This window comes from Bacillus sp. WMMC1349, from assembly GCF_013155385.1.
Classification (GTDB): domain Bacteria; phylum Bacillota; class Bacilli; order Bacillales; family Bacillaceae; genus Bacillus.
Genome location: NZ_JABJUQ010000007.1, coordinates 2,009,425 through 2,030,545, shown reverse-complemented (window position 1 = coordinate 2,030,545; position 21,121 = coordinate 2,009,425). Strand labels below are relative to the sequence as shown.

At 34.8% G+C, this 21,121-nt stretch carries 21 protein-coding genes, 1 tRNA gene and 3 pseudogenes; 17 read left to right on the top strand and 8 right to left on the bottom strand.

Annotated elements, in window-relative coordinates; translation table 11 throughout:
* Positions 1-49: 49 nt before the first annotated feature.
* The gene (gene ybaK, locus HOO54_RS12695) at positions 50-535 is read left to right on the top strand and encodes a Cys-tRNA(Pro) deacylase (protein ID WP_172295772.1); all 486 of its coding nucleotides are present in this window, start codon (positions 50-52) and stop codon (positions 533-535) included.
* A 500-nt stretch (positions 536-1,035) separates the two neighbouring features.
* On the opposite strand, the pseudogene HOO54_RS24755 reads toward ybaK, so the two are convergent.
* The 3 genes and pseudogenes from HOO54_RS24755 to HOO54_RS12680 form a co-directional block, all read right to left on the bottom strand.
* Positions 1,036-1,329 (bottom strand): annotated as a pseudogene (locus tag HOO54_RS24755) (Imm70 family immunity protein).
* 265 nt (positions 1,330-1,594) lie between these two features.
* The gene (locus HOO54_RS12685) at positions 1,595-2,242 is read right to left on the bottom strand and encodes a hypothetical protein (RefSeq protein ID WP_172295770.1); all 648 of its coding nucleotides are present in this window, start codon (positions 2,240-2,242) and stop codon (positions 1,595-1,597) included.
* A gap of 7 nt (positions 2,243-2,249) precedes the next feature.
* Positions 2,250-2,462 carry a hypothetical protein gene (locus tag HOO54_RS12680; protein WP_172295768.1) on the bottom strand — a complete coding sequence of 71 codons (213 nt, stop codon included), beginning with the start codon at positions 2,460-2,462 and terminating at the stop codon, positions 2,250-2,252.
* A 215-nt stretch (positions 2,463-2,677) separates the two neighbouring features.
* Between HOO54_RS12680 and HOO54_RS12675 the strand changes: the two genes are divergently transcribed.
* Entirely contained in the window at positions 2,678-3,961 is a 1,284-nt protein-coding gene (locus HOO54_RS12675) for an IS110 family RNA-guided transposase (protein ID WP_172291902.1), read from the top strand.
* A 1,313-nt stretch (positions 3,962-5,274) separates the two neighbouring features.
* On the opposite strand, the gene HOO54_RS25180 is transcribed toward HOO54_RS12675, so the two are convergent.
* Positions 5,275-5,358 (bottom strand): putative holin-like toxin, encoded by an 84-nt coding sequence (locus HOO54_RS25180; protein ID WP_375335837.1) that lies wholly within the window; start codon positions 5,356-5,358, stop codon positions 5,275-5,277.
* A gap of 195 nt (positions 5,359-5,553) precedes the next feature.
* Between HOO54_RS25180 and HOO54_RS12670 the strand changes: the two genes are divergently transcribed.
* The 5 genes and pseudogenes from HOO54_RS12670 to HOO54_RS12655 all read left to right on the top strand — a co-directional run bounded on the left by HOO54_RS12670 (position 5,554) and on the right by HOO54_RS12655 (position 9,088).
* Complete coding sequence (locus HOO54_RS12670) at positions 5,554-5,793, top strand: hypothetical protein (protein WP_172292301.1); 240 nt, start codon at positions 5,554-5,556, stop codon at positions 5,791-5,793.
* Positions 5,794-5,973: 180 nt separating this feature from the next.
* Positions 5,974-7,124, top strand: a protein-coding gene (locus HOO54_RS12665; RefSeq protein WP_172295766.1) for an IS3 family transposase whose coding sequence is annotated in 2 segments (ribosomal slippage) — positions 5,974-6,235 and positions 6,235-7,124 — 1,152 coding nt in all. Because the reading frame shifts where the segments join, the coding sequence is not laid out codon by codon here.
* 147 nt (positions 7,125-7,271) lie between these two features.
* A pseudogene (locus HOO54_RS24335) lies at positions 7,272-7,478 on the top strand (hypothetical protein); the annotation flags it as partial.
* A gap of 411 nt (positions 7,479-7,889) precedes the next feature.
* Positions 7,890-8,141, top strand: a complete 252-nt coding sequence (locus HOO54_RS12660; protein ID WP_172295764.1) for a hypothetical protein — start codon at positions 7,890-7,892, stop codon at positions 8,139-8,141.
* A 545-nt stretch (positions 8,142-8,686) separates the two neighbouring features.
* Positions 8,687-9,088 (top strand): DUF1878 family protein, encoded by a 402-nt coding sequence (locus tag HOO54_RS12655; RefSeq protein ID WP_172295762.1) that lies wholly within the window; start codon positions 8,687-8,689, stop codon positions 9,086-9,088.
* A gap of 189 nt (positions 9,089-9,277) precedes the next feature.
* On the opposite strand, the gene HOO54_RS12650 is transcribed toward HOO54_RS12655, so the two are convergent.
* Together HOO54_RS12650 and HOO54_RS12645 are read right to left on the bottom strand one after the other, a co-directional pair.
* A tRNA-Arg gene (locus HOO54_RS12650) sits at positions 9,278-9,351 on the bottom strand.
* Between the two features lie 107 nt (positions 9,352-9,458).
* Entirely contained in the window at positions 9,459-9,632 is a 174-nt protein-coding gene (locus HOO54_RS12645; RefSeq protein WP_172295760.1) for a YjfB family protein, read from the bottom strand.
* A gap of 575 nt (positions 9,633-10,207) precedes the next feature.
* Here HOO54_RS12645 and HOO54_RS12640 point away from each other — a divergent pair.
* The 4 genes from HOO54_RS12640 to HOO54_RS12625 all read left to right on the top strand — a co-directional run bounded on the left by HOO54_RS12640 (position 10,208) and on the right by HOO54_RS12625 (position 14,541).
* Positions 10,208-10,612: a DUF2178 domain-containing protein gene (locus tag HOO54_RS12640; RefSeq protein ID WP_172295758.1), complete on the top strand. Its 405-nt coding sequence runs from the start codon at positions 10,208-10,210 to the stop codon at positions 10,610-10,612.
* Positions 10,613-11,140: 528 nt separating this feature from the next.
* Positions 11,141-11,965, top strand: coding sequence for a LysM peptidoglycan-binding and 3D domain-containing protein (locus HOO54_RS12635; protein ID WP_172295756.1), 825 nt, complete (start codon positions 11,141-11,143; stop codon positions 11,963-11,965).
* A 228-nt stretch (positions 11,966-12,193) separates the two neighbouring features.
* Positions 12,194-13,240, top strand: coding sequence for a hypothetical protein (locus HOO54_RS12630; RefSeq protein ID WP_172295754.1), 1,047 nt, complete (start codon positions 12,194-12,196; stop codon positions 13,238-13,240).
* 338 nt (positions 13,241-13,578) lie between these two features.
* Complete coding sequence (locus tag HOO54_RS12625) at positions 13,579-14,541, top strand: hypothetical protein (RefSeq protein ID WP_172295752.1); 963 nt, start codon at positions 13,579-13,581, stop codon at positions 14,539-14,541.
* A gap of 185 nt (positions 14,542-14,726) precedes the next feature.
* Here the strand turns inward: HOO54_RS12625 and HOO54_RS25380 are convergent.
* Positions 14,727-14,924, bottom strand: a pseudogene (locus tag HOO54_RS25380) (transposase); the annotation flags it as partial.
* Positions 14,925-15,105: 181 nt separating this feature from the next.
* On the opposite strand from HOO54_RS25380, the gene HOO54_RS12615 reads away from it, so the two are divergent.
* The 6 genes from HOO54_RS12615 (at position 15,106) to HOO54_RS12590 (ending at position 20,355) form a co-directional block, all read left to right on the top strand.
* The gene (locus HOO54_RS12615) at positions 15,106-16,110 is read left to right on the top strand and encodes a hypothetical protein (protein ID WP_172295748.1); all 1,005 of its coding nucleotides are present in this window, start codon (positions 15,106-15,108) and stop codon (positions 16,108-16,110) included.
* 133 nt (positions 16,111-16,243) lie between these two features.
* Positions 16,244-16,774, top strand: coding sequence for a DUF420 domain-containing protein (locus HOO54_RS12610; protein ID WP_172295746.1), 531 nt, complete (start codon positions 16,244-16,246; stop codon positions 16,772-16,774).
* 146 nt (positions 16,775-16,920) lie between these two features.
* A complete protein-coding gene (locus tag HOO54_RS12605; protein WP_172295744.1) occupies positions 16,921-18,144 on the top strand; it encodes a glycosyltransferase family 4 protein in 1,224 nt (407 codons plus the stop codon).
* A gap of 1 nt (position 18,145) precedes the next feature.
* On the top strand, positions 18,146-18,496 hold the full coding sequence (locus HOO54_RS12600) for a hypothetical protein (RefSeq protein WP_172295742.1): 351 nt from the start codon (positions 18,146-18,148) through the stop codon (positions 18,494-18,496).
* Between the two features lie 195 nt (positions 18,497-18,691).
* The gene (locus HOO54_RS12595; protein WP_172295740.1) at positions 18,692-19,330 is read left to right on the top strand and encodes a DUF1796 family putative cysteine peptidase; all 639 of its coding nucleotides are present in this window, start codon (positions 18,692-18,694) and stop codon (positions 19,328-19,330) included.
* Between the two features lie 35 nt (positions 19,331-19,365).
* Positions 19,366-20,355, top strand: coding sequence for a polysaccharide biosynthesis protein (locus HOO54_RS12590; RefSeq protein WP_172295738.1), 990 nt, complete (start codon positions 19,366-19,368; stop codon positions 20,353-20,355).
* 306 nt (positions 20,356-20,661) lie between these two features.
* On the opposite strand, the gene HOO54_RS12585 is transcribed toward HOO54_RS12590, so the two are convergent.
* Positions 20,662-21,099 carry a terpene synthase gene (locus tag HOO54_RS12585; protein WP_172295736.1) on the bottom strand — a complete coding sequence of 146 codons (438 nt, stop codon included), beginning with the start codon at positions 21,097-21,099 and terminating at the stop codon, positions 20,662-20,664.
* Between the last annotated feature and the right edge of the window lie 22 nt (positions 21,100-21,121).

Genomic DNA, 21,121 nt, shown 5'->3' with positions numbered 1-21,121 from the left:
ATTTTTCTGTTACAATTATGGAGATATAACATGATAGCGGGGGAAAAATATGGCTAAAAAAATGGCAAAAACAAATGCAGTTCGTTTGGTTGAACAACAAAAAATCTCCTATGAGTTATTAAGTTACAAAACAGATGCTGGACAATCGGTAGATGGTATCTCTGTCTCAGAAAAAATCGGTTATCCCGTTGAATATGTTTATAAAACGTTGGTTGCAACGTCTGGAGATCATCATTATTATGTTTTTGTTGTACCTGTTGCAAGCGAATTAGATTTAAAAAAAGCAGCAAAAGTAATCGGCAAAAAGAAAATAGAAATGATTGCAATGAAAGACCTTCTAGGTTTAACTGGATATGTTCGAGGTGGTTGCTCACCGATTGGTATGAAAAAGTTGTTTCCTACTTATATTGATACAACTGCAAAAGCATTAGATTATATGATTGTTAGTGCAGGGAAAATTGGTATGCAACTAAAATTATCACCACTAGATTTAGCAAAAGCATGCAATGGAACATTTGCAGCCATTCTATCATGACAATATGAGGGCTATGTCTAAAGTCGGCATTTTGCAGATGGGGGTGTCCAGAAAGTAGTGTGCAAGATTGAAGATAGGGAATTTGCTCGCTTTCCGCGAGCCTCCTCAGAGCTTGTTCCTTGCTCTTGTGGGTTCTCGCCCAGCTCGCTGTTCCCGCAGGAGTTGTTTTCGCTCACATGAAATTGAGCCCTCGCTGGTCAAATCGTGAGCCGCTCAGTTTACAGTTCTTGATATGAAGTGGGAGGTATGATAGGCTCCTTGTCAGCATATTACGAATTACCAATTTTAAAATTTGAAGTCGTTCACTTTTATGTAATCAGAGTGACTTAAAATTCAATTAGTAAATATATGCTTAAAATGCTAGGAGATTTTCATCGGTAGGGAGAGCCTATGATGGACTCAAAACAACGACGTCTGATGTTAAGCGACAGACAGGTCTGGAACGAAGCCAAAATTAAATACTGTCAATATAAACGTCTGAATTTGTTTTCAACCTTTTTTTAAGAGCACTTTTGCTCTCCATCACTTGTAACGAAATAATGAGGTAGGTCAGTAATCTCCTCACTTATGTTATCTTTCTTCAATTGACATTTAATATCTTCTAATTCTTCAAGCGCTTTGCCAATCTTTTTTCTTTCGAGTTTTCCTTGATAAAGATCATATAGCCAAAGTGGATATTTTGACCCCTAACTGTTTTCTTCTAAATGATAACTCACAGTTGAAAAAAACGAATGTAAGATGTCACCGTGTCCAACCTGATACCAATAATAACCCACCTTAAAACCTACTGCCATATGTCTTCATCCTTATCTAAATGATTTGCTTCAATCTACTTGATTTTTCTCGTTTTCTACAAAGCCCTTTTTAATATTTTTCTGTAGAAGCGGTGTTTCAGAACCATTTTTGTATCCTTGACTATGGATGTATGTGCTTTTAGAGGAAATATGCGGATAATTTGTATGTTTAAGGCTGTTTGCATACTCATGCAATTAAAGTAAAGGAAGAAATTTCATCAAAAAAACCCCTAGGGTATAGACATTCTCTTCTAATCTCATAATTTTAGTATATATGATGAAGCACTTTTAAAAATATCTTATCTAATTGGTTAATTAATTTACTAGGATTGTTACATATAGTATCCTCTAAAGGTTGTTCCCAATTTTCATTTCTTATTAGGACTATTCCATAACCACCTGCTGAATCTCCTTCTGGATACCACCCTATATCCAATAATAAACCTTTGGATTTATGAGTGATTTGTAAGAGATCTTGATTAAAATCGAATAACCATGCATCATCATTAGCATCAATATATCTGGGGTCTGTGTTTTTTAACGAAAGGTAATCTATTGACCAACCTGCTGGAATCTTCATACTTAATACATTTGGAATCTCTTTACCATTTAAATCGCTACCTATATCCCAAATCATTAACTCTAACTTAACGACTAAATGATGAAACTCTAAAAGTAATTCTTCAGAAAGAACTTTGTTTGTTTCCAAATTTATAGTTTTAATCATATAGTTGTTATTCTTCCCGAGAACAATAATACTAGCATTACGTTTTTGATTTTCCAATAATAATAGAGTTTTTTCTTTTTCACTGTCTATATCCAGATATTTTTCTAACATTAACTCATTTAAAACTATAGTCCAGCCATCCAAAAATTTTAGTGGCTGTAAATTTAAAAAACTTTCAGGTTTCAAACAGTTCTCACTTCCTGTTTTTATTTGCTTTTTTCTCTTTAATGATACTGAAAACGACTAAGATTATTACACTCGCACATACAATATAGAATAATACATCAGTTAAAGGATGATGGATATTTTTAAGGAGAAATATTAACCCTATCATTATTATTGGTATTATCCAAGTTAACCACGATACTACTTTAGGACTTGGTTCATGTTCCTCATTTGGTTTCATAAGTACCTCCTAAACATACATATTTATCTTCATTAACAAAGCATAACATAGGATATTTTTGTTAGATACCAACCATAGTCTCAATTAAGGAGCATTCCTGTAATGAAGAAATTTGAGAGTTGAACAAAAAAAGAGCCCCTTGGTATCATACGAGGTGTCCAAAGCTTCGAAGCAAAAATGGACCCTTAATTTAAGTAACCAAGGAGGACTCAATAATGAATTATACACAAAATCATAAAATCTCTCAAATTACACCTTTAACTCTTATTGTTGGCATTGATATTGCCAAGGATAAACATGTAGCACGTGCACAAGATGACCGAGGTATCGAGTTCGGAAAACGCTTGATTTTTGAAAATCGAAAACATGGCTTTCAAAAATTAGTGACTTGGGCGGAAAGTCTTCGAAAAGAAAATGGCAAGAATCACGTCATTCTTGGCGTAGAGCCGACTGGTCATTACTGGTTTAGCCTCGCTTATTTTTTGGTAGAAAAAGGGTACGATTTTGTCATGGTAAATCCAATGCATGTAAAGAAAAGTAAAGAACTAGATGACAATTCCCCTACCAAGAATGATACAAAGGATGCTCGAGTAATAGGGCAGTTGATTAAGGATGGGCGATACTCCGTACCAAACCTCTTAGATGGCGTTTATGCCGAATTAAGAGAAGGCGTCAAATTACGAGATCAGCTCACAAAGCAACTGATGACCACAGAAGGTCGCATCCAAAATCATATACAACGCTACTTCCCTGAATTCTTTGATGTGTTTAGAGATTGGGAAGGAAAAGCAGCTTTTTGTACGTTGCGTATGTTTCCATTTCCGTCTCAAATTAAAGAAATGTCAGCGGAAGAGGTGCTTAAGAAATGGAAACCATTTGTTCAACGAGGAGTGGGAATAAAACGAGCGAGGAAGCTAGTAGAAGCTGCGAAGAAGAGTATTGGTATTCAAATTGGTATTCAGTTTGCCCAGCGTGAACTAGATTATTTACTCGACCAATATGAGCTTTATAAGCAACAGTTAGCACAGTTAGACAAAGAGCTAGAAGCTCTAGTAGAAACACTTCCAGGAGCCAAACAAATGATGGAGATACCAGGATTAGGATCTACGACAATCGCTCTGTTTTTTTCAGAGGTAGGTGACATGACAAAATATAGTCATCCCCAACAGCTAGTAAATTTAGCAGGTCTCTCTTTACGAGAACATAGCTCTGGTAAATTCAAGGGTCAAACACGAATTACGAAAAGAGGACGAAGTCGTTTGCGACGAGCTTTATATTTGGCTATTCGCCCATTAGTCGCTCATAATCCGACGTTTAAAGCATTGCATCAATACTATACAATGCGATCTGAAAAGCCATTGAAAAAGCAACAATCACTCATTGCCTTGTGTTGTAAGTTACTACGTGTATTATTTGTCATTGGGCAAAAACAATGTCAGTTTGATGGTTCTAAACTATTAAGAGGATTGCCTCGAACCCAAGAATTACAGGTTGTTTAAAGTCTTTAGAAATACACTCTAAAGACCAACAATTTCTCATACAAACACCAATAGTGCAGAGTTGGAGCTTATTTTCACCATTCGGGCTTTAGACCCAGCATAGGAGCATTTCCAACCTCCACCTCATGGATACGCAGGACGAAGGAAAGTATGGATACGATCCGGAGAGATATGGGAGGGTTAGCGACCGTGATTTGTGTGGAGAATTCCTAGCACGGTTATACACTTGTTTTCCAAACTAATCCAGTTTGGTAGATAGGATGGCTTATTCCTTGTAAATATTTTATATATATTAAAAAGATATCCAGTAATATTGGTGTGTCAACTATATGGTGGTTATGAAATAGTGAGAATGCATGAGTATTTGGAAGAAAAACGAACTTTATTGAGGGAGGTGACCATGAACGCCATACCAAATGAAAATAACTATGGAAAGCGCGTATTTTGTGCAAAAGGATATAATGCAAGTACAGTAACAATCGCAAAATGTATTGGCAGCCCAAGAAGCTGAAGATCAGTTGCACAAACGACTGTTCCATTAAAGATAAAATGAGCAAACGGTTGGCGGCCATTTAGAGGGAGCTGTCCAATAAGTACAGTTATTAGAAAGGAATCTCTCTCGGGTCAGGGAGAATTGCGAGACTCCTGCGGAAAGTCAGCAAATTCCATTTTCATTCTTGCACACTACTTTCAGGGACACTCCTTCTGCTGTCATTTTAGAAATAAATATAATAGTCTGTTTCATCATCCATTTTCTTTATCAAAATAGTAAACAGGACAAGTACCGTCTTCTTGTTCTTGATCCAAATCTAGAGTGAGATATGTCCCTTTTCCAACTACAAAAAATACTAACATATTTTCAAGCATAAGAATTTTGTATTATTATTAAATATGTAAACAATTTCTTTTGTAGTCCATCTTTGCGGTGAATACCACTTTGGTGCTCAGCTTGTCTTTTTAGTTGGCTGGACATTTGGTCACCTTTTTGAATATATACCAGACTATTTTGAACTATATTCATTCATTTTTTAATGATTGAAAACATCGTCGCGGTTTCTCCTGCGAATAAATTTCTTAAAAGGAAACGGAACAATTGTTTTAAAAAGCCGATTTTGGCGCTATTTCATTGCAAAAAATTGTTTCTTGACTTATCATAAAGGTAAGGATAATATCTAAAGAAATTGCATAAACTAAAAAAGACCCGACTGCTGGTAACAGTCGAGTCCATTGTACAAAGTGGCCCATCAAAGGGCTGGCTCATGCAAAAATTAAGAGTAGACTTCTCTCGAACTTTCGTCGGGCTCAAGGGAAGTCTACTTCTGTTTTATATACGACAACAAGGCAAGAATAAACATGCCAAAAGCAATCATTAAATAGATCGCTTGAAATGTTGTCATGAGCATCACCCCCTTTCCATAGGTTAGGGGATGAGCCGCTTCCCTTGAGTGAGCCAAGACTTTGCACATTGAATATTTTACCACATCACTCCAAATTGCTGAGAGTGTTTTTTTATTATTCATGACAAAAGCAATTCAATCTACTCTGGACAGTTTGTAAAAATATTTTTTAAATGTAATGGTTGTTGTAATAAAATGAATATAGATTTATATTTTACTCAAAAAAAGGTGTTACTATTACGGTTCCAACCCCATCTGGAATCTACTGCAGGGATATGTTTAGGCTTGGTATTGAAACAAAGGTGCAGCTACAAAAATCTAGGAAATGGTGTGGCTATTTTTGGAGGATATAACGGGGTAAGGGTAGGAATTAAAAAAACAAACAGAGCTATAGAGGTTGTTTTCCCAGATACCAAATTGATTTTGGAAGGTTAATATGAATATAGAAAATAAAATAGAAATTATATTAAATAAAAGAAAGAAATTACATTTAAATGATGATTATGGAGTAAAAAAAAGTTGGAATGAAATAATAGAAGTGATGTTAGTCTAATAATTGGACACAGAGAATAGAGATTTTTATACTGAAACTAATAATTTCTAGGAGTGTCCAAAATGAACGGAAAAAGATACGATAAAGACTTTAAAATCTATGCTGTTAAGATGGTTGTGGAAGATGGAAGAAAGGTAGCTGAAGTTGCACGAGAGCTAGATTTAGTTCATCAAACTTTGCATAAGTGGGTGGATAAGTATAAGGAAGAGCAGGAGGATGCCTTTGTAGGAAGTGGGAATCTTAATCCCAAGGATCAAGCTAATTATGAAAAGGATAAACGTATTCGTGACTTGGAAGAGGAAGTTTCCATTTTAAAAAAGGCTATGGGCATCTTCGCAAAAAACCAGAAGTAATTTATGACTTCATCGAAAAACACCGACACGAGTTCCGTGTAGCGAAGATGTGCGAAGTATTAGGTGTTTGGAAAAGTGGTTATTATGACTGGAGGAATCGAGATAAGAGTGAGCAGAAAAAGCGTAGAGAAAAGCTAACAGCCGAAGTGAAGCGTGTTTATATGGAGTCCAAGAGAAGGTATGGTAGCCCTAAAATCACTGAACAATTAAAACAAGAGGGTTGGGATGTATCTCAAAAGACTGTTACTCGTATCATGAGCGAGAATGACTTGCGGTCTAAAACGGTGAAAAAGTACAAGGCGACGACAAATTCTAAGCATTCTTATCCTATTTATCCGAATGTATTGAAGCAAAACTTCCACGTAGACAAGCCTGGAGCTGTTTGGGTTGGTGATATAACCTATGTATGGACAAGAGAAGGTTGGTTGTATTTAGCTACGATCATGGACTTATTTTCAAGGAGAATCATCGGTTGGGAAATGAGTAGACGTATGACGAAGGAATTAACCATTACCGCTTTGAAACGGGCGATAAACCAGCAGCTACCACAGAAAGGGCTTATTCACCATTCCGATCGAGGTAGTCAATACGCAGCGTATGACTATCAAGCAGTTCTACGAGACTATAAGATTACGACAAGTATGAGCAGAAAAGGTAACGGTTACGATAATGCGTGTATTGAATCTTTTCACAGTGTGATCAAGAAGGAGCTCATATTCCATCAGAAGTATCAAACACGAGCAGAAGCAAAAAGAAGCATATTTGCCTATATCATGACCTTTTACAACTACAAACGTATTCATTCATCTATTGGTTATTTATCACCGATAGCTTATGAGAAAAAGTATGCGCAAAAGTGAATGCAACTGATAGAGTAGAAGTTTAGTTACCTCTTAATAGAAGGAATGGGAGAATGCCGTTCCTTCTATTAAGAGGACAGCAAGCGAAGCGCGGTAGCCTTGACAATAATTTAATATTTTAAGTGTCCAATATCTTGACATAGGTCCAAAGTTCTCTCAAAAGATGAAGAAAAAACGATAAGATATTTAGAGAATTGCAGTAAAGAAGATTTAAATTATATAAGTGAGGTTTTTGAAGATATAGTAGAAAGTAAACGACTAATTAATTGCCTAAGAAAATTAGATGACAAATTCCCGGAATTAGAAATGACAAACGATATCGATATAGCAGAAAGTTACATAGAGAATCCTTAAATTATAGAACTAAGGAAATATTATAAAGGTATAACACGATATAGGTAATAAATTAATAAACTTGTGCAAGCTCGCGGCGAGTTGAAAAATGCTAGTCTAAAAAGGTATTGGAAACGTTTTTTCTAAGCCTAAGAAACATGAGCAGAGATTAATAAGGTAGATTGCTTTCAATTATGAATACCTTAAACGACTTGATAAATGTTAAGGCTATTGCAAAAAATATTGTTATCCCTGAACATAGAATATAAAGAATATCTATAATAAGCTTAGAAAAGAACATTGTTTTAAGGCAGACTATGAAATTGCAAGGCACAGGACAGTTGAGGGCGTTTTTAAAACGGACTATAGAACTAGATATGATAAAACCGTAAAATTTGGACGTCCATGGCATTCACATGAGGGGGAATAAAATTGGGTTCTTATGTATTATTATTAAAAGAATATGAAGATAGTGAAAGTGTTATTTACAAATTTGGACCGAATGAAAAATTTATGGGTAAAATTAAACTTAATAAGTTGACTAGAATATTTTCAGAGCTAGAAGTTATCCCAGACCCAGACATACCTTCTAAATTTTATTTTGACAGAGCCGCACAAAGATTGGCAGTATGCTTTATTAGAGAAAGCGGCACATTTCCTGAAAGAACTGCTTTTGAATCATAATTAGATAATGACCATCGAAAAAAATGTATATTAACCAAAAAAATGGCGATATACTTCATTTAGACATGAAAAACCTGTAGATGCAGGAGAAAATAAATATGTTAATGAAAAAAGTTATTTCGGGATGCTTAGTTTTTACGACAGTTTTTTCGGCTTCTCCAATTGCCTCTTTTGCGGCAGAGAAAGAATCTAACAAGTAGCGTATACTCAAATTCAAAAACTGCTTTTCAGACTATTCCTGAATCTAATGTTAAGAAAGTATTAAAACTAAGTGGTGAATATTCTACTCAAGGATTAAGAAAAGAAGCACTTGTTTTCGCTCTACGACATGGAGGCGGTCTAGTAGGGAATCTATTGAGTAATTTGAGTAAGAAAAATGCTAGATATGTTAAAAAACATTCTAAGGAAATTGCAGATTTTCTTGACAGTATTGAGCAAGACTAATTGATTTTATGATTTTTGAATTAGGAATACCATCATCTGCTGCACGCTATTGCATGGGCAATCATGTTGATCATTGGTTAGAACAATAAAGGAGTGACTCGATGAATTTAGAGAGAGAAATAGAACTTCTCAAGTATCAAAATCATTTATTAAAAACAATTATTAATGGGGATGAATTTCCATTCTTTATGTTTGCTTTGGATCATAACTTAAATGAGAAGCAAGTAAATGCAGTTCTTGAAATATTAAGCATCTTTTCTTATCGTTTAAGTGAAGATAAAGACTTCAAAGAGTACAAAGAAGACAAAGCAAAAGAAAAGTTCAAAGAATTTGATATTAGTATTGAAAGAATTTTAAAAGATGAAAGACCAACTAGGGAAGAATTTGAAGGTTATAAGAGTAAAATACTCCCGGCGAGTGCTGAAAGTAAATATTTATTGATGAGTCTTCAAAGACAGCATATACAGCCCGATGTATGTGGATTTTTGCTACAAGATACTTAATTTATAATATGATCTTTCCCCCTTACAGATTTAGGGGGATTTTTTATGCCAAAGGCCTTCTGTGAAAAGAGGGCTAATTATATATTTTGAATCGTCATATCACATTTGTCTTCTTCTGAAGCATCCAATGCTTTATATAAAAAAGAGCCAATCCCTTACATCACACGGGTTTGGCTCTTTACAATGAAACGTCCCAGGAGAGATTCGAACTCCCGACACACAGCTTAGGAGGCTGTTGCTCTATCCACCTGAGCTACTGGGACATGGAAATATATTATAATACAAAAAAACAAAAAAAGAAAGGGATGTTTTTTAAAGTTTCGACAGGAAAGAGACATGCATTCAGCAAAAACTGAATGCATGTCATCTTCTAGGCTTTCAGGTCAATATGATGGCCTGAAACAGGATGGGGTGCTTTAACCATATCGATCAATTGCTCAGCACTTTGCTTTCCAACATCTAAAGCTGTTTTTGTCAAGGAGACTTGAACATTTTGGGCAAGTGCTGCTTGACTCATCGCCATAGATAGAACAGCAATATCCATGTAAATCACCTCCTTAACACGTTATATCGGATAAAAAAATCTTGTGTTTAAATTTTGATTCAAACGGGTATTTTTGATTTAAATAATCAATTAGTGATTCTTGACTTTTCTATTAAAAAATAAGGCTTCTCTCGATCACAGATTATATTCTAATTACTCAAAAAAACATTGCAGCAAAGATAACATATATTTATTTTCTTCTTGCACCTATAAGAATAGAGTCAGCTTACCAAGAAGTCTGAAAAGTTTGATTCTTATATCATTTTTACTTTGATCCAATGATCCTTCCCAATGTTATATAAAGAGTCTATCATTATAACTCATGTAAAAATGGTAAAATTCAAAGAGCAGCAAAACATGTTTTAACCTTTATTATATAGATGTAAAAAGTTTTTACATATTTAAAAAAATGGCAAAACGAATGAAAGAGATACGAAAAAAAAAGAAGTTTTCCACATGGAAAGTCGGCAGAGTTATTATAAGATAAGCAGGCAGACGATTATCGTAATTGAAAAAGAGATTTAGGTATCACTATGGAGGAATTATTTAAACAATCGGGGTTGGAGGAAAACGAAATGGATACATCAAAAAAAATCATCGTTGTTTTATGTTTTGCTGTTTTCTGTGTGCTTGTCGGTTTAACCTTATATAGATGGATACAGTTTAGAACGATAGATGGCAGTTCAATATTCTTTAGTTTTCTTACTCTATCATATTTTTTTAATTCCCTTAATTGGGGCAACCATTGGGGTAACCTTGAAAAAGATGGAGAAAAGGATGAATTATATCAGCATATTGTAACCCGGAGTGCAAAGATAGGGTACTTTGTGTTAATGATATTGTCTGGTTTAATTCTACTTATTTCTGAAGGGCTAGCTAATTTGAATGAAATTGAGAATTATCCATTACTTATTGTTGTCGGTCTTACATTTGTTACACTCCCGATAACAGAGTTTATTTATTCCAGAAAGTATAAATAATATGAACCTGTAGGTGGGATGATTTTAGAGGAAAAGCGCTGTTTACATATTTATAGTAGCAAGAAAACATTTTAGAGATGTGAAGGATATTGTTCCATAAGAAGTTTGATCAACTACTGAAAGACAACGCGGTCGAAAATTCATCAAACTTTAATATTAAAAAAAACGCAAACCGATTTTTCACAGGACTGAAGATTTCTTGATGAAAAGATTCGTTGACGGAAGCCGAATTAATGTCTATCAAAGGGGGAGGGGAACCAAAAAGTAAAAACACGGTATGTTTTAAAGGAACTTAAAGCCTATAAATCTAAAAGTCAAGGAAAATTTATAAGTGAATTAGCCGCTAAATAAAACCTTATTATGATTGGATTTTGACTGTGTAAATCCGATTTTACAAGCAACATAAATCCTCCTTGTAAAATAACTGTAATCAAAATCACACTGTTTTGTTATTGAATTGACATTTTCATATGATACCATTGCTCTTGTTAGCCGGACAATAAAAAGCTAACAAGGGAGGATTTACTTATGAAGAAGACGTTTATGTCCTTTGTTGCAGTTGCCGCATTATCAACAACTGCTTTCGGAGCGAGTGCCTCCGCAAAAGAAGTAACAGTTCAAAAAGGTGAGACACTTTGGGGTATCTCGCAAAAACAAGGTGTAAACTTAGAGGATTTGAAACAATGGAATCAGCTTTCTACTGATCTTATTATTCCAGGTCAAAAGCTGAACGTTTCTGAAAAAAAGATAGAAAAGAAACAATACACAATTAAAAAAGGGGACACTCTCTGGAAAATTGCTGAAAAATTCGGTGTCACCGTGAACGATCTTAAAAATTGGAACAATTTAAAATCTGATCTGATTTATGCAAATACAACCATTTCCGTTGATGGTCAAGCAACGGATCAAGCTGCTTCACAGTCTGTGGAGTCCAATAACCATCAATCAGCTGATGTAAAACAGAAGACACCTGTACAAAAACAGGCGCCTGAAAGAAAGGCTGATTCCGTTCAAAAACAAACACCTGCAAAAAAAGCAGCTCCGCGTTCAAACTCATCTCAAAGCGCAGCGAAAGAGTTGACGGTTACAGCGACAGCATATACTGCTAATGTGGGATCTGGTGTTACAGCAACAGGTATTAATTTACGGGCAAATAAAAATGCGAAAGTAATTGCTGTTGACCCAAGTGTCATTCCACTTGGCTCTAGAGTATATGTTGAAGGATATGGAGAAGCTATAGCAGGAGATACTGGAGGAGCTATTAAAGGCAACAAAATTGATGTATTTGTCCCAAGCAACACAGCTGCAAAAAATTGGGGCGTTAGATCAGTTAAGATTAAAGTCTTACATTAATAGAATGTCGATATTGCTAGGCACTGATCATAAATCATGATCAGTGTTTTTTTAATGCTTTTTAAACCTTAGTCGGGATCTATCATAGCAGGTTAACGCTAATCGACATTTTAAAATTCTCAAATTTTAATGTAATTTTAAACTAATATTTTGATTTTTTATGATAGAATATATGTCGGACATCTTGGATGGTTTTTTGTAAATATATTCATGAAGGAGCGTTTAATTTTGAAGAAAAAATGGACTTTGTTAGTGCTAATTTCAGTTTTTGTACTTGCTTTAACTGCTTGTCAGCAAGGTGGAGATCAGAAAGCTGCAAGTCACAAAACAACTGAACAAAAAGAGACTGAACCAAAAAAAATAACCGATCCAAAACAGTTATTTACAACAGCATACACAAACACACAAAATGCAAAAACATTTGATGTTTCAACAGATATTGACATCAACATAGATCCTTCTAGCGTCAAAGAAAAGTATAAAAAATTTATAGAAGCGATCAATAGTGCAAAATTAAAAGCTGATGTAAAAGGGAACACAGAAACGAAACAGTATGAAGTCGTTTTGAAAGGCAAGTTTTCTTATAAAGGTCTGTCAATGAATATTAATCTTCCCACATACATAGATGAAAATAAACAACTTTGCTATGTAAAAGTGGATGGTATGATCAAAAGTTTTGGGTTTATTCTTGAAGCAAAAGGAATAAATTTAGAGAGTATTAAGGATAAATATATTGAAGCACCAATTGAATATGATAAACAACTAACTTCACAAAAGACAGAAGAATTAAAACAGAAATCGTTAGAGACTTTAGAGAAAATAGATTTACCAAAAGATAATTTCAAGAAGGAAGAGCTGACAGAGAAAGAAAAGCAGCAGGGAGCAGCTCATAAAATCACTCTAAGCTTTAGTGATGAGAACATTAAAGCGTTGTTCATTAATTTCGTCAATGCCTTAGGAGAAGCAATGAACAAACCGCTTCCAGATAACATGATGACTCAGCTAAAAAATGGCTTAAAAAAGATCAATTTCAAAAAATTGGATTTTGCAGCAACAATTGATGACAAAAACACTTTTCAAAATTTTAATGCAAATATTTTAATTAATGTTGGTCAATTAGAAAATAGCAATTTTGCTGGAGATATCGGTTTAAAATTATCAACCACTTATAACAATGTGAATGGTGATATCACATTTAAGTACAAACCAAATGAAAACCAAATTGTAACACAAGCTGAATTGAAGGAACTGCTAATGCAAAGGAATTACAATTAATATTGCGCTTTTAAGGAGCATGTAACATGCAGAAATTTTTGTTAAGACGCATGGACTCCATGTCAGCAGGAATTCGAGGTATTTAAATATTATCCCCTTCGGATTTGATCCGAGGGGACTTTTTAGTTACATAAAACTTGAAAAGCGGCAGCATAAAGTCAAATAGTCAAATCGTGATTTTACAAATGCGACCATATGGACAATTTTACCTTTAGCACTTTTTTGTAGATATAAAGTGATTTTAAGGTAGTACTAAACAATATTTTAGACTTTATATGATAAAATACATAAAAATATTACAATTACTTTTTATACCTTATACTGAAGGAGCGTTCAACTTGAAGAAAAATTGGACTTTATTTTTGCTCAGCGTAGTTCTCATTTTTGCATTAACTGCTTGTCAACCTAATCCTAAGGAATCATTCACATCTGCTTATATGAATCTGTTGCAAGCCAAAACATACGAGTTTTCAACAGATCTTGTTTTAAACTTAAATATTCCTAACCTCCCTGATAGAGATCAGAAAGGGATTGAAGATCTAAACAATTCGAAAATTACAATAACTGGTAAGACAAATACGAAAACAAAAGAGACCGAAATGACTGTTAAAGGTAAGATTAAAATTAAAGGCAAAACAATGGATCTGGATATTCCTGTTTTTATAGACGAAAAAAAACAACTTGGTTACCTTAAATTAGACGGTTTAGCTGATCATTTTGGGATTCTGATCAAACATCCTGATGTGAAATTTGACAACTTCAAAGGGAAATTTCTCGAATTCCCACTTCATCAAGATGAAGCAACATCAGAAGAGAAGAAAGAACAACTATTAAAATCTCTTAACCGTACATTAGATCAGCTGTCTGATCGTCATTTTAAAGAAGAGGACTTGACAGATAAAGAAAAAGAGCAAGGTGCTGCTCAAAAAATCACAGTTAGCCTTAATGATCAACTGATTAAATCAGTAATTCAACAAATTTTCAAAGTCTATGAAGACAATTTAGGAGAGAAGTTTACAAAAAATGATCTTGATGATGTATTTAAACATGCCAATTTTAAAAAATCTAATTGGACAGTATCACTTGATGATCATGAAAAGATTCTGAATCAACAAACAGATTTTGAAATGGGAGTTGACGTTCATAAACGACCAGCGTCTTTTAAAATCAAGGCAATGACTTCTTTCAGTAATATGAATGGAGAAGTAAAGTTTAATATACCAGAAAAGCAAGATATTGTAACACTTTTTGAATTTAAAACAATGGTTGGTGCAGAAATTATCAGATCAAGGCGAGGTTAGTTTAGGAGCTGTCTAAAAAGTCCTTTTTCAACATAAATCAGGGGGAATTGCGAGACTCCCGCGGAAAGCGAGCAAATTCCCCAATTTTTATTCATCCACACGACTTTCAGGACAGCCCCTTTTCTTATAAACAACGGAAAAACATTTGGAGAGGATTGGGCTAATTCATCATGTGTCATCGTAATTGGTACGCAATTGTTGTTACCTACCATGTGATTTCGCGTAGCATCCTCCTGCTCTTCCTTATACTTATCCACCCACTTATGCAAGGTTTGATGAACTAAATCTAGCTCTCGTGCAACTTCAGCTACCTTTCTTCCATCTTCCACAACCATCTTAACAGCATAGATTTTAAAGTCTTTATCGTATCTTTTTCCGTTCATTTTGGACACTCCTAGAAATTATTAGTTTCAGTATAAAAATCTCTATTCTCTGTGTCCAATTATTAGACTAACATCAATCTAGCTATTTAAATCAAAAAGTTTATGATAGAATATTAATGTATCTGGTTCTTTAATACCTTTGTTTACATTAAGAAAATAGTCACCTAAAGGAGCGTTTCATTTGAAGAAAAATTGGATTTTGTTTTTAATGAGTGCAGTTCTCGTTTTTGCATTAGCTGCTTGTCAACAAGATAAACAAGCTGCTTCAAATTCAAAGCCTACACTAAAGGAATCATATACATCGGCTTACAAAAAACTGTTCACAGCTGATACATATGAATTCACCTCAAAAGTGAATTTAAAACTAGATATTCCTGAACAGACAGCTATAGACCAAGAAATACTTGAGAGTCTAAATAACTCTGAATTCACAATTGATGGTAAAATGAATAAGAAAACAAAAGAAGTTGAGTTGTCTTTTAAAGGTAAGATTAAAGTAAAAGGTCAAACATTGGATTTAGATATTCCTGTTTATTTAGACCAAAAGAAACAACTTGGTTATATTAAAGCAGATAGTTTCGCAGAAAATTTTGGCGTTTTTGTTGATATGCCTGGGCTAAAACTCAATAGCTTTAAAGGGAAGTATCTTGAATTCTCATTAAATGATGGTAAAAAAGATACAGGTGAAACAGATACAAATCAAAAACTAGTAATGGATTACTTGAGAGATTCAACTGATAAGTTGCCTGAAAGCAAGCTTAAAAAAGAAGAATTAACAGATACAGAAAAGAAACAAGGTGCTGCACAAAAGATTGTTATAAGCTATAGTGATCAAGAGGCTAAAGCATCGATTGAAAATGCCATAGAATTACTTGGAGAGAATTCAGAAGAAATCATTAAGAAAGATGAGTTGAAAGATGAGTTCAAGAATATGACTTTCAAAAAGTTTGATTTAACAACAACACTTGATAAGAAAGAAAATCTTTTGACAGAAACAGGAGATATTTCATTAGTTACTAAACAAGATAGCAGTAAACGAGCTACAATTGGACTCACATTTCAAACTTTATATAAAAACCTCAATGGTAATGTGACTTTTAGCGCTCCGAAAAAAGAGGATATTGTGAAAGAAGATGAGATAAAAGATATGGTAAAAGCTGATGTAATGAAATCACAAGGCTTTTAATCCAAGTTCCCTCTAGGACAAGGAATCCTAGGGGGGATTTTTAATTTGCATAAAACAAAAGCGAAAACATTGACAAGCTAGGGGATTTTGAATACGATTTTCATAGCTTACACAATAGGAGAGATCATTTATTATGAGTCGAGAAAAAAACAAGAACTATACTGGTATTGTTGTGATGTTAACGATCATCATCAACGGTGTTATCGCATTGCTGTTTTTTATGCCGAAAAGTGATAAGTTCGCTCATTTGGATTTAACATTTTTGCCGTTGCTGAACGCTGTCTGCAATAGTTTCACATTCATTTTTTTAGTTGCAGCACTGATTATGATTAAACAGAAAAATATTCAAGCGCACAAACGGTTTATTTTCGCAGCATTTACGACGACGGCAATCTTTCTTGTTTCATATTTAATTTATCATTCGCTTATGCCTGATACTCATTTTGGTGGTGAAGGTATCATAAGGCCAATCTACTTTTTTGTCTTAATCACTCATATTGTATTATCAGCCATCATTGTTCCGCTTGCCTTGTTTACGTTATTGAGAGGACTAAACATGCAGGTCGAACGACACCGCAAAATCGCTCGGTGGACAATGCCGCTATGGCTATATGTTAGTATTACTGGTGTTATCGTTTATATCATGATTTCTCCATACTATTAAAAAAACTGGCAACTCGGAGTTGCCGGTTTTTTTGTGCCCTCTTTTGAAAATAATCCCGTTTAATTAGATAAACGTCCTACACAAGAACAGGAAGTAGTCAATATAAATAATTAGAGCATTGGATAGAAAAGAAAAGGGAGATGCTTATGAAAATTTTACTTGCCACTTATTGGAATATCCCTCATGTAGGTGGTGTTTGGACATACATGGTCCAGTTGAAAGAAAAACTTGAGTCACTAGGTCATGATGTAGATTTGCTTGGGTTTGGAGAAGATAATCAAGTTGTTCATATTGTTAATGAAAACAGAAAAGTAGAAAAAGATCAGCTTTTTCCTTTAATCGACAAACTATTAGATCACGAGAAATGCCCTGAATTGTATGAGAATGAATTAGTCGAATACACTGAAATCCAACGCTATTTTTTTGAACTGGCGGCTTTATATTTTGGGTTGGAAACATATGATCTTATTCATGCCCAAGATGTCATTTCAAGCGGATGTCTTAAACGGGTGAAACCAGAAAAGACAGCTCTTGTCACTACACTCCATGGTTGTGTCGCATATGAAATCAGGCACCAACTTAAAACAATCCATAGATCTTACACATCAAGTCTGGCGAGAGCATACTTTGACTATCTTGAACAAATTGGGGCAATGAGTGCTGATGTGACAATTGTAGCTAACAATTGGATGAAGACTGTTCTTACCGAAGAGTTTGACGTTTCTAAAGAACAGATTGAGATATTTCATTACGGTTACAATATTGATCAATTTTTAGAACGTACGTCCAAAAAAACAGTTGAAGTGCCTGACACAGATAAAAAAATTATTCTTTTTACTGGAAGGCTGATTGAAAACAAAGGTGTTCATCATTTAATCTCAGCTCTTGAACGATTAAAGGAGGTTCGCAATGATTGGGTATGCTGGATTGTTGGGGAAGGAGAGAAACTGGCAGGGCTTCGCATACAAGCTGATCAGCTCGGTCTAAGTGATGATATCGCATTTCTAAAAAATCGAAATGATGTTCCATATTTAATGACGCTTGCTGACATTTTTGTGCTTCCGAGCCTGTTGGAAAACCAACCTTTATCAGTGATTGAAGCACAGCTTGCCGGACTGCCTGCCATTGTTAGTGATGCCGGCGGAATTCCTGAAATTGTAGAACATGAAATGACCGGTCTTATTACCCCAAAAGGGGATGAAAAAGCGCTATTAAACTGCCTGAATCAATTGCTGGAAGATGAAGCAACAAGAAAAAAGTTAGGTGCAAATGCCCGTGAATTCGCTCTGGAGTATTGGAATATGGATGAAGCGGTCAACCATATTTTGGATGTTTATCAAAAAACAATTAAAAATAAAGGAGATATGTGAAATGAAAAGACAAATTAAGACACATTTACTTGAGTTGTTATCTAAAGATGAGATTGATATAGAGTGGTGGGATAAATATTTAGATTTACTATTTTCTTTTCGAAAAGGCTTGCTTGAAGAAGTAACCGATCAGAACGAAGCAACGGTTTCAAGTGAAACAGATGACAAGAGCAGTCAAGACGATGTCTATAGCGAACTGACAGCTAGCTTTGAAGAGATGAATAAGAAGATTGTTGAGAGTAATCAAAAAGTACTTGAATCAATTAAAGCCTCACTTCCTACCGATTATACATTGCCTAATCAAGACACAATGAATTTCCTCAAATCACAAACCCAACAAAAGGAATCATGATCTTTCTCAAAAACCTTCGGTATTCCGAAGGTTTTTCTTATTTGAATTATTTAAATTGAAGATAGGTCACTGTCTTTTACCAATTAAAAGCTATCAACATACAATACTAAAAACATACTTGATTCAAGAGAGGCCAAATTACTGGAAGTACAGCATTTTCGGTTGTTTTATCCAATGATTTGAAGGAGTGGAAGTATGAATTTGCAACAAATAAAAGGTGAATATGATGCTGTTTTCAGTTTGGGACATCTTTGCCTGACGGCTCTTCAGCTTCGAAAATTGAATATGAGACCTTACTCAGGTCCTTTGGATTGGGTGGGGACACCTTCACTGACAGAACTAAACCGTCTTTTGCGGAACCGGTTTGACGATTTTATGGAGCCACAAAACTTGAGGGTCACCGGATATTCGACCGGAATTACTACGAAAGAAAAGTACATCTCTGTAACTGATGATTTTTATAAAGTTGACTCGGCGCACGATTTTAAAGCAGACCGCAATACACTTGACCACTTAGCAACATATACAGAAGTAATGGAAAAACTAAATAGAAGAATTAACCGATTGTTAGAAAAAGCATCTTCTGCAAAGCGTGTTCTTTTTATTAGAACGAGCGGCACTCACAAAGAAGCGCAAGAACTTGAGGAAGTATTGAACGATTTGGTTCACAATGATTTTAGCGTTCTCCTCATCAACCACACCAATGTAACTGGAATAGTTGAAAAGGACTGGTCATTAGAAAAAATTTGCGCTGTAGAACTTCCTGATCAAGACATCTGGCACTCAAATGATGAGTACTGGAAAGAGATGCTTCAAGATGTGAAGATCATTTAATTTAAGATGATTCCAATAAAGGGGAGAAAATGCGGATGTTTGAAAATAAAGTCATCTTCATTACTGGGGGAACAGGTTCATGGGGGCATGAGCTGATCCTTCAGTTACTAGCTTTAAATCCTAAAAAAATAATTGTCTTTTCTAGAAACGAAGACAGACAAGTTCGAATGAGACGGTTAATTGAAGATCAACGGTTAACTTTTTTAATCGGTGATATTCGTGATCGAACTGCATTAATAGCCGGTTTAAAAGGGGTCGATTACGTATTTCATTTAGCAGCACTGAAGCATGTACCGGTTTGTGAAGAACAGCCACTTGAAGCTTTGAAAACAAATGTAACTGGGACCGAAAATGTCATTGAAGCGGCAATTAAAAACGGCATTAAAAAAGTTATCAATGTGTCAACAGATAAAGCAGCTGATCCTGTTAACTTTTATGGAATGACAAAAGCGATTGGTGAAAAACTGATTATTTATGCTAACCACTTGAATTCAGATACAGCCTTTATTTGTGTAAGGGGAGGAAATGTTCTTGGTAGCAGCGGAAGTGTTCTTCAGCTTTTTAAAGATCAAATAAAGCAGAAGAATCAGGTGTTGATCACAGACAAAAGAATGACACGTTTCTTCATTACCAAAGAAAAAACGATTCAACTGTTATTAAAGGCAGCGGAAATCGGGTATGGTGGAGAAACATTCATTTTGAATTCACCAGCATGCAAGGTGATGGACATAGGAGAAATATTGCTTGAAACGTATGGAAATGACCAGTCTTCCATTATCGAAAGTGGAGCAAGACCGGGAGAAAAACTACATGAAGTGCTGATCTCTGCACATGAGTGCCAACACACTGTTACACATACAGAAGACCTTTTGGTTGTATTACCATCGATCATGATTCCTGAGCTAAATAAACAATACGCTGACTCAAAACCGTTGCAAACGAAAAAGTTAAGCTCAGAAGACTTTTTAATCAGCAAAGCTGAAGTAAGAAAGATGTTAACAAAAGGCGGATTTTTAACAACATGATGCCCGTTCATGTTGCGGACAAAAAAGCATGGCATGCGATTTAGCAGGCGATGCTTATGTTCCGTTCTTGCCAAGAGGGTTCGGGTGCAACTCCTTAATGCTTTCCTTCGGTCCGCTTACCGTTGACAATACCAATTCACCTCAACCAATCGCAAATAGTAAATAAAAATTCTCATAAAAAGTGGCTGTCCTTGCTCGCTTTCCGCGAGCCTCCTTGGAGCTCGTTCCTTACTCCTGCTGGGTCTCGCAATCCCCCTCTGACTTATGTTGAACAATTAGACAGCTCTTCAAAATCTAAATAAGAAATCAATCTTGAGATAAATAAATCCAATTTATATCGTCAAATTCCTTAATAACATAATCTGATCCTATACTACGTAAAATTCTATTAAAGAAAATGATGTCATCTTCATCATCGTCATCATATAAATCCTTTTGAACATATTCTTTAATCATAAAATTCGTTAATTCCGTATTATTAACAAAGTCGGAAAAATAAGATCTTATAAAAATTGAATCATCTTCATTTAATTTTTCATCATGAACAATTGAAATCTTAAAGACATTTAAAATCTCACTCATATCTTCTTCGGCCATATAACATAATGGTACTAATTTTTTGTCTTCTTCTGTAAATGGCTTTCGAGTATCTTCAATGATTACGTAAGATAAAATGTTACCATCTTTCAGCATACGAAAAACTTCTAAATCACGTAATTTTAAAGCTCTATTAAGTGATAGCATCATTTCCACCTGCCCAAATATT